Raw genomic sequence first — 14,249 nt, forward strand, 5'->3', positions numbered from 1 at the left:
ATATGAGAATGAATATTTTACTCTTATCTCAAATCTTGAATCTCGAATCTCGCATCTCAAAGAAGAAATGAACTTAGAAATAATTACTCCTGATAAAAAAGTTTACAGTGGTGTGGTTGACTCGGTAATTTTACCGGGAAGTGGCGGTGGATTTCAAATTTTGAAAGACCACGCTCCTATCGTCAGCACACTTGCGAAAGGAAACTTAGTCATCGAAGCAAACGGCAAAAAAGAAACCTTTGTTGTGGATGGTGGCGTAGTAGAAGCAGCCAAAAACAAAGTTTTGGTTCTTGCTGAAGCTGTTTCATAAAAACTTTTTACATCAATATAAAAACCACAAGTCGTAAGGCTTGTGGTTTTTTGTTTTACCTGAAAAACGTCGAACAGCAACATTCTACATTGCGGAACGCCGCCCGCTTAATTCTTCATTCTACATTCTTAATTCTTAATTGTAATTCATTACCTTTGAAATAAAAAATCTTATGGATACGCCAAAAGAACTCAAACTTGCTGTGCTAATTGATGCCGACAATGTTCCTTATGCTAATATTAAAGGTATGTTGGAGGAAATAGCCAAATATGGTACACCAACCTTCAAGCGTATTTATGGCGATTGGACGAATGTAAATCTTTCAGGATGGAAAAACGTATTGCTCGAAAATGCCATTACACCCATTCAACAATATAGTTATACCAAAGGCAAGAACTCTACCGATTCTGCATTGATTATTGATGCAATGGATATTCTTTATACAGGCGGCGTTGAGGGTTTCTGCATTGTTTCGAGCGACAGTGATTTTACAAGATTAGCTACTCGCCTTCGGGAAGCAGGAATGAAGGTTTTTGGCATTGGCGAAAAGAAAACGCCTTCGCCGTTCATTGCTTCTTGTAATAAATTTATTTATATCGAAATCTTGAAAAAAGAAGTTCGAGAACCTATTCCTGTCAAAGTAAATCAGAAAAAAACAGCTAAAAAAAGTAAAAAACCAACCGCAATTGTCGAGAAAATTGTTACTCCACCCATTGTTGACATTATCTCTGAACCAGAGACAACACCCACTGTAGCAAAAATCGACCAAAACTTAATCAAACTGATATTAGATAGTATCAATGATATTGCAGAAGAAGATGGTTGGGTTTTTCTGGGTGTTTTGGGAAATTTGATTCCAAAAAAACAACCAGATTTTGATGCCAGAAATTATGGTTATAAAAAGCTTTTGGACTTAATTAAAGCCATTCCAGAAATCGAAATTGATAAACGCACATCAGGTACAAATAATATTTCTCATTTTTTTGTACGAATAAAATAAAAGATGCAATTTAGGTGTTAGGTTAGGTCTTAGGAAGATAGGATTTAGGTTTTAGATAAAAAAACAATCTATTATCTCAGGCGTCCTCGTTCTAACTCCTAAAACCTACTTCCTAAAACCTTATACCTACCAATCTATGAAACGCCAAGAATTTATTAAGAATATTTCTTTAGCTACTTTCTTACTCGCTGATGGCAGCATTTTTCCTGCTTTTGGTGAGGCATTTTCTGCAAAAAAACCTCGTTTACGATTCGTTGTAGCTTCTGATGGACATTATGGCCAACCTAAAACTGACTATCAAAATTACTTTGAAACGCTCGTCAAAAACATCAATTTACAACATAGACAGCAAAAGTTTGACTTCTGTGTAATTAATGGCGATATTGTTCATGACCAAATAGAATTATTAGCGACAGCAAAAAGCTATTTTGATGACCTTTTGATGCCCTATTTTGTAACTCAAGGTAATCATGATCATGCTACGCCCGAATATTGGGAGCGTATTTGGGGTGTACCGCTTAATTATGATTATGTTTTAGGCAATAATGCTTTTTTGTTTGGCACAACATCAAATGTTGAAGGCAAATATTTATCACCTGATGTTCAATGGTTTAAACAAAAATTAGAGGAATATAAAAGAAAGAAAAATGTTTTTATTTTTGTTCATATCACACCCGTAAAATGGACTGATAATGGTGTTGATGCGAAAGAATTTCAAGAACTATTAAAGCAATATAAGAATGTCAGAGCTATTTTCAATGGACACGACCACGACCAAGAAGGAATCAAAACCCAAGACGGAATACCTTATTTATTCGATGCTCATTTTGGTGGAAATTGGGGAACAGCTTACCGAGGATTTCGTGTAGTAGAGTTAATGAGTAAAAATGCTTTATTAACTTATATCATGAATCCAGAAACCAAAATAAATGAAGTTACCATCTAAATAATTGATACTATTCACCCTAAAAAAGCTAACATCTAAAAACCATGAACGAATATTTAACACGTCGTAACTTTCTGAAAATCAGCGGATTAGCAACAGCTATCACAACTTTTCCCGAAATGAGTTTCGGCAAAAACGATGAAGTCATTATTGGACATAATAGCCATAAATACAAAGTTGTTGCTGGCTGGGGCGTATTAGACGCAGGGAAAAATCCTGTGAATGATTGCCACGAAATGGTAGAAGATGCCAAAGGCAGGCTTATTATGCTGGGCAATGAAACTAAAAATAATGTCTTGATTTATGATAAATCTGGTAAATTATTAGATACTTGGGGAACATTATACCCTGGTGGACATGGGCTTACACTTTTGAATGAAGGTGGTGAACAGTTTTTATTGCTTTGCGATACTGACCGCCATCAAGTTATTAAGACAGATTTAAAAGGGAATGTTATTTTCAAGATTGATTACCCAAAAGAAACGGGCGTCTATGAATATCCAACGCAGTTTAAGCCAACTGAAAGTGCTGTAAATCCTGTCAATGGCGATATTTATATAACTGACGGGTATGGTCTAAATTATGTGATTCAATATAATTCAAAAGGGCAATATATTCGTCACTGGGGTGGATATGGTAGTACTGAGGATAAATTTAATTGCAATCATGGCATCGTGGTTGATACTCGAAACAAGCAAAATCCAACTTTGATTATCACTTCTCGTGTAGATAATTGTTGGAAAAGATTTACGCTTGATGGTAAGTATATTTCTACGATTGCTTTGCCAGGAACCTTTATTTGCCGACCTGTTTTGAAGGGTGAAAACCTTTACGGAGCGGCCTTTCGCTCAACTTCAGGAGATTATCCTAATTCTGGTTATATCACCATTCTAGATAAAAACGATCGTGTGGTTTCGACTCCTGGTGGTAGCGAACCAATTTATCAAAACAATAAATTGCAAGAACAACGCAAAGACGACCCTTTCAAAGTTTTCTTACATCCACATGATGTTTGCGTAGATTCTGATGAAAACATTTATGTTCCTCAATGGGCATCAAGGAAAACATATCCGATTAAATTAGTAAGAGTGTAGTAAAGATACTATTCAGAAAAAGCAAAGGGCGAGAAGTTTTCTCGCCCTTTTTATTCTATAAGATTTGAATCTTTTTTTTCAAACAACTGATAATCAACACTTTAATATATTTTATCGACCGTAAACCGTCGACTATTTATATTGCTCAATAATGCGATGAAGAGCTTTTTGCGTATCTAAATTCGGGAAAAAGTCAAAAATTTGCGTATGCGAGTCATAATTAAGCATCAAACCTGTTTCCAAATATTGGTAGGCTTCATTATAGCTTCCATCAAAAATTAGATATGCTGCAGCACGATAAAACAAATCGGGGTCGTCAGGCATTTCTGTTATACCATCATAAACTATTTCAAAAGCTTTATCATATTCGCTTTGTTCGAAATAAAGCAATGACCAATTCAACCAAATGTCAGGGTTTTTGGGATCAAGAGCAACCGCTTGGCTATATGCTTCATTACTCGATAAAAAATTACCCAATTTAGACTCAGTATCTCCCAACAACAGCCAATAATCAGCATTTGATTCGTTGAGTTTTATTGCTTTTTGAGTAAAATGAATACCTTCAAACCAACGCTCCTGCTCATACATAGCCGAACCCATACCAAACCACGCTTCGTCCCAAGTTTCGTCTATTACTGTTGCTTCTTTATAATTTTTGTATGCTTCGTCATACTGCTCCAATTTTTCACAAGATGCACCTAAATGCGTATAAACTTCAGCCGTTGGTGCTTCGTGTTTCAATACATTAGCATAACATTCTTTAGCATCAAGAAAATTATTAAGATTCATATAAGCATGAGCAAGATTGAACCAGCCCGAGGCAAAATTTTCTTTCACAGTGACTGCATAATCATAAGCATAAGCGGCATCTTCATGTTTACCCAGGCGACTGTGCATCATACCCAATGCAAACCATGCAAAGTGTGAATATGGGTCATTATCAACTAATTCTTTGAAATATGGAAGATTTTCTTCTAATTTATTAATTTGTTCTAAACAAAAAACCAATTCATAAAAAGCAATTTCTTCATGAAATTTATAGCGAATGGCTTTTTTGTAGAAATGTGCTGCTTCAGCAAATTTTTGCCAATTTTGATAGGTTTGAGCCAGTTGAAAATACACTGTTTCTTTCTCATCTGATAGCAATAATGCTTCTCGAAGATGTTCTACAGCTTCTTCATAGTTACCCATGAGATTGCTTATAACACCTCTCATATAGGTAATTTCATTATCAGAAGGGTTAAAAGTGGCTGCTTTATCAAGCACTTCCATTGCCTCATCGAACTGTTCGTAGTTGGCGTGTAGTTGAACTTTGTCTAAAAGAAGTTCGAGCGAATATGGGTATTGTTGCAAGCCCATTCGGCATGCTTTCATAGCCATATCCCACTTGCTTTTGAGCAGATAATATTCCGACAATTGCTCGTACGTTTCTTCATCGAAGAATATCGCCTCTTTACTTTTGAGCATTTCCTCAAAACGTTCGGCCGAAGCTTTTACATCAGCATCGTCGAAGTTTTCGAACCTGTCACTGAATTCGTGTTGCATGTAGATTCTACTCAAAGGTTAGTCAGTCCAACCATAGGACCGAATGTTGTACTAATTTTATAGCTTTAGTGTAAGATTTTTGCTCAAAAGTCACAAAACTTCATAGCTAAGAGCTAATACTAAAGTAAAATATGATTCAAGATAAATATTTTTTATTAATTGTCAATAGTTTTTACAAAATAAAAATTTAACACATTTTTACTTTGTCAGAAAACTACAGACCCGAAGAATGGTTTCCTCAATGTTTGTAAATTCAAACCCAAGTGCTTGGCGAATCTTCTCGTTTTTATAAGCAAATTTCGTGCGAGAATTTTTAGCAGTTTCTTTTGTAATTAATGGCGACTTTTGAGTAAAAAAAGACCTAAAAGCTTCTATTCGCCATAAAATTTCAGTCAAAAATGGAGAAATTGATTTTTTGGGTGGATTTTTGTGGAATGCTTTTGCAACTTTCACAAAAAAATCTCGGTAAGTTATCGTACCGCTATTCAAGATAAATCTTTCATTGTTGATTCCTGAAACGGTCAATTGAAAAATTGCTTCGACGACATCTTTCACATCTACATAATTGAGATTTCCCTCGGTGTAAAATTGATGTTCATCATAGGCATATTTGAATAATTGTGTACTGCTTTTACTCCAATCTCCCTCGCCCAAAATCACTGATGGATTGACAATAACAGTATTTAAACCTTCGGCTTGGCCTCTCCAAACTTCTAATTCACCTTGATATTTTGACTTGGCATAATGGGAATTCAAAGGAGAGTCTTCCCATTTTTGATTTTCATCAATTATTCCGTCTAATGTATTTTCAGTTGCTGCATTTGGCTTACCTAATGCGGCAATAGAACTTACATAACAGAGCTTCTCTATCTTTTTTTCTAAGCAAATATTTACCACATTGGCGGTGCCTTCTACATTTACTTTGTACATATTATCTCTATTCTTGGGAGAATAAGAAACTACGGCAGCAGCATGTACCACGAAGTCGATGTTATTTTCAAGAGCTTTTTCTAAAGAAGCAATGTCAAGAATATCCCCTTTGACGAGATTTATTTTAGAAGAAATATCTGATAATAAAGATAAATCACTTCCTAAACGGCACAAAGCAAACACCTCGAAGTTTGCATCGACAAATTTTCGAACTATTTGGCTACCAACTAAGCCATTTGCACCTGTAATGAGAACTTTTTTCATGAATGACGATTTACGAATGAAGAATGACGAGTTGAAGAATCTCTGTTTATTTCTACAAAACTTGTAAAAATCACAGAATTATTCATAAATCGTCATTCTTCTATTCGTAATTTCTATTTTATCTCGAATAATTTGGTGCTTCACGCATAATCTGAATATCATGCGGATGACTTTCTTTTATACCTGATGCGGTAATTTTCACAAATTTTGCTTGTTGCAATGTAGCAATATCGCCAGCACCGCAATAACCCATTCCAGCTTTTAGTCCACCTACCATTTGGTACAACACCTCGGCAGCTCGGCCTTTGAAAGGCACACGGCCAACGATTCCTTCGGGAACAAGTTTCTTAATATCATCTTCAGCATCTTGGAAATAACGGTCTTTCGAGCCATCTTCCATTGCTTCTACCGAGCCCATTCCGCGATATGTTTTGAACTTTCTTCCTTCATAAATCACCATTTCGCCAGGAGCTTCTTCTGTTCCTGCTAATAGTGAACCTAACATCACAGTGCTTGCACCTGCAGCAATGGCTTTGGCTATATCTCCCGAAAAGCGAATTCCACCATCGGCGATAATTGGCACACCATATTTGATAGCTCCTTTAGCAGCATCAGCAACGGCTGAAAGCTGCGGCATTCCGATTCCTGCAATGATACGAGTTGTACAAATACTTCCTGGGCCAACGCCTACTTTTATCGCATCGGCACCAGCAACAGCCAAAGCAATGGCAGCATCTTCGGTGGCAATATTTCCTACAATTACATCAATTTTCGGGAAAGCTATTTTTATTCTTTTCAAGGTATCAATTACACCTTTCGAATGCCCATGTGCTGTATCAATACTTACTACGTCAACCCCTGCTTTTATGAGGGCTTCTACACGTGCTTCGATGTCAGGTGTAACACCAACGGCAGCACCAACAATTAAGCGACCTAAACTATCTTTAGCAGCATTTGGTCTATCTTTTTTCTTGATAATATCTCGGTATGTAATTAAACCGATGATTTTATAATCTTTATCAACAATCGGTAGTTTTTCGATTTTGTAATTTCTCAAAATATCCTCTGCTTCGGCAAGTCCTGAGCCTTCTTTGCCTACAATCAGATTGTCTTTTGTCATTATCTCTACCACTGGCTTAGAATGATTAGTCTGAAAACGCAAATCACGGTTGGTAATAATACCTTTTAGTTTGCTATTTTCGTCAACAATCGGAATACCACCAATTTTGAATTCTTGCATCAATCTTAAAGCATCGCCAACAGTCGCACTTTCATCAAGCGTGATAGGGTCTATTATCATCCCACTTTCCGAACGCTTTACCTTGCGAACTTGCTCGGCTTGTTGTGAAATTGACATGTTTTTGTGAATAAAGCCAATACCACCTTCTTGAGCCATTGCTACTGCCATTCCGTATTCGGTAACAGTATCCATAGCCGCAGATAGTAATGGAATATTCAATTGAATATTTTTGGTCAGAAAAGATTTCGTCTGTGTATCACGTGGGAGAACCTCTGAATAAGCTGGGACGAGCAGTACGTCGTCATAAGTGAGTGCTTCGAAAAGCAACTTTGAAGAATCTAACATAGCAAATAATTTCGTTTTCTTATTTGCCAAGCAAAATTACGGTAAATATTTGGACTGGGCAATTTTTGTGTAAAAAAATATTCTTTAACAGGATTTGTAAGATTGAAATATTGACAGGATTAGTTGTCATATTGAAAGCATTTGTTGTGAGGCTATGCTTTCAATATGACCTTTCCTGATTTATCTTTTACTTACTTCTAAAAAATACGGTAATTGTTACGCCTTCAAAACCGAAGTTTTCACGAAGTTTATTTTGCAAAAAACGTGAATATGATTCTTGAACGTATTGTGGCAAATTACAGAAGAAAATAAATGTGGGCGAAGGCGTTGGCACTTGCACACAGTATTTAATCTTGATTTGCTTGCCTTTTAGCATTGGTGGTGGCGTATTTTCGATGATTGGCAACATTACTTCGTTAAGCCTTGAGGTCGTGATTTTTTGGGTTTTATTTTCATAAACCTCCATCACCTTTTCAATCACTTGGAAAATACGTTGTTTTTCGAGTACCGAAGCAAAAATTACTGGCATATAGTTCATTGGAGCTAATCTATCCAGAATTTCTTTTTTCATTCGGTCGGCAGTTTTTGAGTCTTTTTCGACCAAATCCCACTTATTTACCATCAAAACTATCGCTTTTTTAGCATTATGAGCATGTCCAATGATACTTATATCCTGCATTTCAAGACCCAATGAAGCATCAAGCAAAACAACACAGATATCTGAACTTTCGAGAGCTTTAATTGAACGAAGTGTTGAATAAAACTCCACATTGTCCTGCACTTTAGCTTTTCGGCGAATACCTGCGGTATCGGTCAAGATAAAATCTTTTCCGTAAAGTCTGTAATGCGTATCAACCGCATCACGAGTGGTACCAGCAATAGGTGTTACGATACTTCTATCTTTTCCCAAAAGAGCATTCAAAAATGATGACTTTCCAACATTTGGACGACCTAAAATAGCGATTCTTGGAATTCCAGCATCAGGGTTTTCAACACCTTCTTCGGGAAAATTAGCCACTACGGCGTCCAATAAATCTCCTGTTCCACTACCATCGGTTGAAGAAATAGGAAAAATTTCTTCGCCTAAGCCCATTTCATAAAATTCAGCAGCAGACTGATGCCTCTCAAATGTTTCGGCTTTGTTGGCTACTACATAAACAGGTTTTTTTGAACGACGAAGCACATTTGCAAAGTCTTTGTCCAAATCTGTCAAACCTGTAATGGTATCAACTACAAAAAGAATAAGGGTAGATTCTTCGATTGCTATTTCAACTTGTTCACGAATAGCACCTTCAAAGGTATCTTCTGAACCAACTACATAGCCACCCGTGTCAATGACGGTGAAGTATTTTTCAGTCCAAACAGCGTGTCCATAGTGGCGGTCACGAGTTACGCCAGGCATGTTATCAGTGATTGCCACTCGACTTTCGATGAGGCGATTAAATAGGGTAGATTTGCCAACGTTTGGTCGGCCTACGATTGCAACAATATTTGCCATAAAAATTCGGTAAACGGTTATCGTTTTTGAAACAATAAACAGTGATTCTCTTACGAGAACTGTGAAAAATAGTCGGTGTTTTTATCCACAACCGACACCATAAAAAGATTGTATCCCACAATGGGGGTGCAAAGGTACAAAAAAATATGGAGAAATCTATTGATTATCAAGAAGATAGCTTGCAAAACAATTTTGAAAGTGAAACACAGCTCGATTGTTGTACAAAATCTAAAATAAACTTTGAATATCTTGCCAAGAAATTAATCCAATGGCCAAAATTGCCAACAAAAGACCTATTTTATTGAGTGTTGAAAGTTTTTCTTTGAAAAAAATGAATGCAACCAAAGCTGAGAGCAAAATAACACCAATATTATATAAAGGATAAACAAATGCTCCGCTATTGCCATAGGCAGTCAAGGCCAAAATCAAACAATAAAATGATAGAAAATTAGGTACACCGAGCGTAATACTGGCCAAAATATTTTTTACCTCTATCTTTTCTTGACCACGAATTACACGAATTGCTAAAACAATCATTCCTGCCAAAATTGCACCCAAAACCATTACCAAGGTAACTGGTACTGTTCGGTCAGCCGATTTTATATAATTGATATTCAAGTAGTTAATTGAAGTATTTGTAATTCCATACATCAAAAAAACCGCAATTGGCAAAAGAAAATCCAAACCTTTGCCCGATACTTTTTCTTGACTTTTCTTGAATGTACTTAAAGCCACTGCTCCTAATGCCAATACCAAACCTAAATAATTGAGTCCATCAAATGGGCGACCTTGAGTCTTAAAAATAAACAAACTACAAAGTACAGGAATCACCAACGAAATATTATTTGCTAAAGATGTCGCAGTCATCCCCATTTTTTGTGTAGAAAACCCTGATAATAAGAATGTTATGATAAATCCTACCCCCAAAAATAAAGCATAGAATGTCCAATTTTCTGTAAAGTTGAGCTCGAAACTTTGGCCTTTGGGCATCAAAGCTAAACCCGTCAAAAAACAAATCGGGTAATTAAAGGCAATTGCCTGAAAAGTACTAATGTTGTATTTTGGATACAAACGAAAGTTTGTCAACAACAAAACGGAAAATATGATACTTAGGAAGAGATAGAACATAGCTAAAATTAGTCCACTGTCCACGGACGATGGTCGATAGTTATTTTAAAATCTTTTAATTGTTATTCGTAAAACATCTGTGGAACGGAACGCCGCCCGCTATTGACCATAGACTGTTGACTTTTTACTCATACCCAAATCGCTCAAGTTTTTGTTTTTTATTTCGCCAATCTGGTTCGACTCTAATATATTGTTCTAAGAAAATCTTTTTCCCGAAAAACTTTTCCATTTCTTGACGAGCCTCAATACCTACTTTTTTGATACGTTCGCCTTTGTGTCCTAATAATATGGCTCGTTGGGTTGTGCGTTCTACATAAATTTCGGCACTGATTACAATCATATCTTCTTTTTCTTTAAAACTCGATATGACCACTTCGCAACTATACGGCACTTCTCTTGTATAATTTGTGAAAATCTTTTCTCTTAAAATTTCTGCTGCAAAAAACCTTTCTGGTTTATCAGTCAATTCATCTTTTGGAAAATAAGGTTGATGAACTGGCAAAAATGCAATCATTTTCGCCAACAAACCATCTACATTTTGTTGCTGCAATGCAGAAATAGGAATTACCTCAACGGCCTTGAAATTCTCTTTCCAATAGGTGATTTTTTCTTCTACTTGCTCGGGTTTTGCTAAATCTATTTTATTGATAATCAACAAGATAGGTGTTTCTGTTCGCTGCAATTTTTCGATAACATCATCTTCGTCGTGTTTTTCAAAAATATCAGTTACGAACAAAATCACGTCGGCATCATCGAGCGAGCCATGCACAAAGTGCATCATTGATTTGTGCAATTCGTACGTTGGCTTAATAATGCCTGGCGTATCAGAGTAAACCAATTGAAACTCTGTTCCTTCGTGTACACCATTCACAATACCCATGATACGGTGGCGAGTGGTTTGTGCTTTTGACGTAATAATTGACAGCCTCTCTCCTACTAAAATATTCATCAACGTTGATTTCCCAACGTTTGGTTTTCCTATGATGCTAATAAAACCTGCCTTATGATTAGGCGAAATACTTTGTTCTTCCATTTAGTTTTCACGAAAAAAATCGTGTTAAAATTAATATTTTGCAAAGATAGTTTTTTATTGTGAAATTTTATCGTACCTTTGCAGTCCGATTACGGAACAACATCGCGGGATGGAGCAGTTGGCAGCTCGTTGGGCTCATAACCCAAAGGTCACAGGTTCGAGTCCTGTTCCCGCTACTAAGGAGGTCTTTTCAGACCTCCTTTTTTTATTGCCAATCTTGAAAAAATTTATCCAATACATTTATCAGAATAGAAATAAAAATTCTGATTCTATTTTCTGATTTTAACTTTTCAATTTGATTTTTTAGTTCTGCTATTTGGGTGTTTTTTACGTTATCCTTTTTCATTTTTTGCTGATTTTAATTAAACATTCAGCAAATATTTACTCCTTTTTTTATACTTCAATATTTTTGAAAACACAAAAAGCGACGGCATCGCTTTTAAGCTATAACTAATTGATTATAAGTCTTTTGTAAAATATTTTTGTCGCTATTGTATCGCTTTATTTTTAGAAATCAACCCGTATTTTTGAAATTCTCTACGAATTGAATCCTTAATGTTTTTATGCCTTTTCTTTTCATCAACTTCGTCAGAATTAAAGACTCTTCGTTCTTTATCCTTTTCTACTTTATTAGTAGTAATTGTTAATGCTTTTTTGTGGTCGTTTACTTTTTCGTATTCTTCTTGATAAATAACAAATATTTTTAAAATTTCCGAAGGAATGTCTTCAACCACTTTCGAGATTTTATTTTTTTCAAAAATCGGCTTACAATACATTTTTATTTCTCGACTTGTTGAAACCATATTTTCATACATCTGTTCATAAAAATTGTTAGGCTCAAATTTTTTTGTCTTTTCTCTGTTCAATTTATACCAATCAAAATATCGTTCTAACATTGGTAAAAATCGGTTTTTAATATTAACTTCTATTTCTCTCGTTGGAAGTTGTTTCAATTCTCGCTGGAATCTCTGAAAACTTTCTGTCGAAACATCAAAATCTGTGTTTATTAAATCATAGGAGTTATCATTGTTTTTACTTTTAAAAACTGTTTCTATATTATTTTTAATAGCTTGGTGGATAAATCCATTCAGATAGTGATAATGTTTGTCTATTTTATCTTTTTTTACTTCGTTTTCAAACACATGAATTAAGTCAATTAGCTGATTAAATTCTTTTATACTCCTTTTACCTCCAATATTTGCCCTATTCCAACTTTTTAGTAAATCATCATACGAAAGTTTGGGGTTTTTCATAAGTGAGTTATTTATTTTATCCACAATGTACAAGTCAACTTCGCTTTTTTTATCTTCGACTTTACGCTTTAAATACATAAAAAGGTTTTTATTTTTTTCATAGTAACTATCTATTAGAAAATTTAAAAAATCTTTTGTATGTTCTATGTTTTGAAGTGAAATAAGCTTTTGAGCAAAGTTTTCATAATCATCTTCAAAAAGAAAGTCTTTTAGGTTAGTTTCCATACAATTCTAAAATTTCACTAATTTAATCAAGACCTCACCCATTAATAAGGTGGCTCTGTGCTTGTATTTTGGGTTTATCTGTTTTGATTCCTTTATATGAATTATCTATTCGTTATAAGCAAACCGTTTCTATATCTCTCCAATAATCTATGCAATTTCAACTTTTTCACTCATTCCACAACAAAAACGCCCCAAAATCATAACATTTTGGGGCGTTTTAATTATTTTTTTATATTGTTTTATGCTTTCGCTAAAACTTGCTTCAAAGCCTCTAAGAAAATATCGGCTTCTTTGGTGGTCATGGCGAGGCTTGGTAATAGTCGCATGGTATGCGTTCCTGCTACGCCTGTAAATATCTTGTGTTCAAAAAGCATGGCGTTTCTGATGGGGCCAACTGGCTTCTCAAACTCAATGCCTATCATCAAACCTTGTCCACGCAACTCTTTTATTCCTGCCATTCCTTTGAGGTGTGTAAAGAAATAATCTCCAATATTGGCAGCATTTTGTATCAATTTTTCTTTTTTGATAATATCCAAAACGGCATTTGCTGCGGTGCATGCTAAATGATTTCCCCCAAAAGTTGTACCGAGTAGTCCGTGTTTTGCTTCGAATTTTGGAGAAATCAACACACCACCGATTGGAAAACCATTTCCCATACCTTTGGCAGTGGTGACAATATCTGGTTTTACGCCACTGTGCTGAAATGAGAAAAATTTCCCCGAACGACCATAGCCACATTGTACACTATCGTGAATAAAAATAGCACCTGTTTTATCGCAAGCCTTGCGAATGGCTTTCATAAACTCGTCAGTTGCTACATTGATTCCACCAACGCCTTGAATTCCTTCTACGATCACCGCACAAGTTTCATTATCAACGGCTTTTTTGACTGCCTCAACATCATTGAAAGGCAAAAACTGAACATGGTCAGCAAAATTGATGGGAGCCTTGATAGAAGGGTTATCGGTAACAGCAACGGCAGCCGATGTACGTCCGTGAAAAGATTTTGAAAAAGCAATTACTTTGGTTCTACCATTATAAAAAGAAGCTAATTTCAAGGCGTTTTCATTGGCTTCTGCTCCAGAATTAACCAAAAACAAGAAATAATCTTTTAATCCTGAAAGTTTTCCTAATTTATCAGCTAATTCTTCCTGCGAAGGTATTTTTACTGAATTTGAGTAAAACCCAATATTTTTGAGTTGTTGCGTCAGTTTTCGTACATAATATGGGTGGGTATGACCAACCGAAATAACGGCATGTCCACCGTAAAGGTCGAGATATTGTTGTCCGTTCTTATCCCAAAGATAAGAACCTTGAGCTTTTACAGGCTCGATGTCATAAAGAGGATATACGTTAAAAAGAGTCATTTCTAATATTTACTTTGGTTTTATTGTAAAGTCCATTGTCCACAGACGATTGTCCATAGAAAATATTGTTG

General features: G+C 35.6%; 13 protein-coding genes and 1 tRNA gene. 5 read left to right on the top strand and 9 right to left on the bottom strand.

The annotated features are described in order from the left end of the window. Nucleotides 1-67 precede the first annotated feature (67 nt). The 4 genes from atpC (at nt 68) to ACQUQZ_RS23315 (ending at nt 3,350) form a co-directional block, all read left to right on the top strand. Nucleotides 68-310, top strand: a complete 243-nt coding sequence (gene atpC, locus ACQUQZ_RS23300) for an ATP synthase F1 subunit epsilon (protein WP_435357521.1) — start codon at nt 68-70, stop codon at nt 308-310. A gap of 172 nt (nt 311-482) precedes the next feature. Continuing rightward, nucleotides 483-1,310 (top strand): NYN domain-containing protein, encoded by an 828-nt coding sequence (locus ACQUQZ_RS23305; protein ID WP_435357522.1) that lies wholly within the window; start codon nt 483-485, stop codon nt 1,308-1,310. Between the two features lie 136 nt (nt 1,311-1,446). Next, nucleotides 1,447-2,256 (top strand): metallophosphoesterase family protein, encoded by an 810-nt coding sequence (locus ACQUQZ_RS23310; protein WP_435357523.1) that lies wholly within the window; start codon nt 1,447-1,449, stop codon nt 2,254-2,256. 44 nt (nt 2,257-2,300) lie between these two features. Beyond that, on the top strand, nt 2,301-3,350 hold the full coding sequence (locus tag ACQUQZ_RS23315; RefSeq protein WP_435357524.1) for a 6-bladed beta-propeller: 1,050 nt from the start codon (nt 2,301-2,303) through the stop codon (nt 3,348-3,350). A 132-nt stretch (nt 3,351-3,482) separates the two neighbouring features. Here ACQUQZ_RS23315 and ACQUQZ_RS23320 read toward each other — a convergent pair whose 3' ends face one another. From ACQUQZ_RS23320 to era, 6 genes are all read right to left on the bottom strand, one after another. Further along, nucleotides 3,483-4,895, bottom strand: coding sequence for a tetratricopeptide repeat protein (locus ACQUQZ_RS23320; protein ID WP_435357525.1), 1,413 nt, complete (start codon nt 4,893-4,895; stop codon nt 3,483-3,485). A gap of 198 nt (nt 4,896-5,093) precedes the next feature. Next, nucleotides 5,094-6,089 carry an SDR family NAD(P)-dependent oxidoreductase gene (locus ACQUQZ_RS23325; protein WP_435357526.1) on the bottom strand — a complete coding sequence of 332 codons (996 nt, stop codon included), beginning with the start codon at nt 6,087-6,089 and terminating at the stop codon, nt 5,094-5,096. A 118-nt stretch (nt 6,090-6,207) separates the two neighbouring features. After that, complete coding sequence (gene guaB, locus ACQUQZ_RS23330; protein ID WP_435357527.1) at nt 6,208-7,674, bottom strand: IMP dehydrogenase; 1,467 nt, start codon at nt 7,672-7,674, stop codon at nt 6,208-6,210. A 187-nt stretch (nt 7,675-7,861) separates the two neighbouring features. After that, nucleotides 7,862-9,172 carry a ribosome biogenesis GTPase Der gene (gene der, locus ACQUQZ_RS23335; protein WP_435357528.1) on the bottom strand — a complete coding sequence of 437 codons (1,311 nt, stop codon included), beginning with the start codon at nt 9,170-9,172 and terminating at the stop codon, nt 7,862-7,864. A gap of 228 nt (nt 9,173-9,400) precedes the next feature. After that, nucleotides 9,401-10,300 carry an EamA family transporter gene (locus ACQUQZ_RS23340; RefSeq protein ID WP_435357529.1) on the bottom strand — a complete coding sequence of 300 codons (900 nt, stop codon included), beginning with the start codon at nt 10,298-10,300 and terminating at the stop codon, nt 9,401-9,403. Between the two features lie 124 nt (nt 10,301-10,424). Continuing rightward, nucleotides 10,425-11,333, bottom strand: a complete 909-nt coding sequence (gene era / locus ACQUQZ_RS23345; RefSeq protein WP_435357530.1) for a GTPase Era — start codon at nt 11,331-11,333, stop codon at nt 10,425-10,427. A gap of 103 nt (nt 11,334-11,436) precedes the next feature. Here era and ACQUQZ_RS23350 point away from each other — a divergent pair. Then, nucleotides 11,437-11,509: transfer RNA gene (locus ACQUQZ_RS23350), tRNA-Met, on the top strand. Between the two features lie 29 nt (nt 11,510-11,538). Here ACQUQZ_RS23350 and ACQUQZ_RS23355 read toward each other — a convergent pair. The 3 genes from ACQUQZ_RS23355 to ACQUQZ_RS23365 all read right to left on the bottom strand — a co-directional run bounded on the left by ACQUQZ_RS23355 (nt 11,539) and on the right by ACQUQZ_RS23365 (nt 14,178). After that, nucleotides 11,539-11,679 (bottom strand): hypothetical protein, encoded by a 141-nt coding sequence (locus ACQUQZ_RS23355; protein WP_435357531.1) that lies wholly within the window; start codon nt 11,677-11,679, stop codon nt 11,539-11,541. Nucleotides 11,680-11,821: 142 nt separating this feature from the next. Continuing rightward, nucleotides 11,822-12,811: a hypothetical protein gene (locus tag ACQUQZ_RS23360; RefSeq protein ID WP_435357532.1), complete on the bottom strand. Its 990-nt coding sequence runs from the start codon at nt 12,809-12,811 to the stop codon at nt 11,822-11,824. A gap of 239 nt (nt 12,812-13,050) precedes the next feature. Beyond that, a complete protein-coding gene (locus tag ACQUQZ_RS23365; protein ID WP_435357533.1) occupies nt 13,051-14,178 on the bottom strand; it encodes an aspartate aminotransferase family protein in 1,128 nt (375 codons plus the stop codon). Nucleotides 14,179-14,249 lie beyond the last annotated feature (71 nt).

It is taken from the genome of Emticicia sp. SJ17W-69, from assembly GCF_051209875.1.
GTDB lineage: Bacteria > Bacteroidota > Bacteroidia > Cytophagales > Spirosomataceae > Emticicia.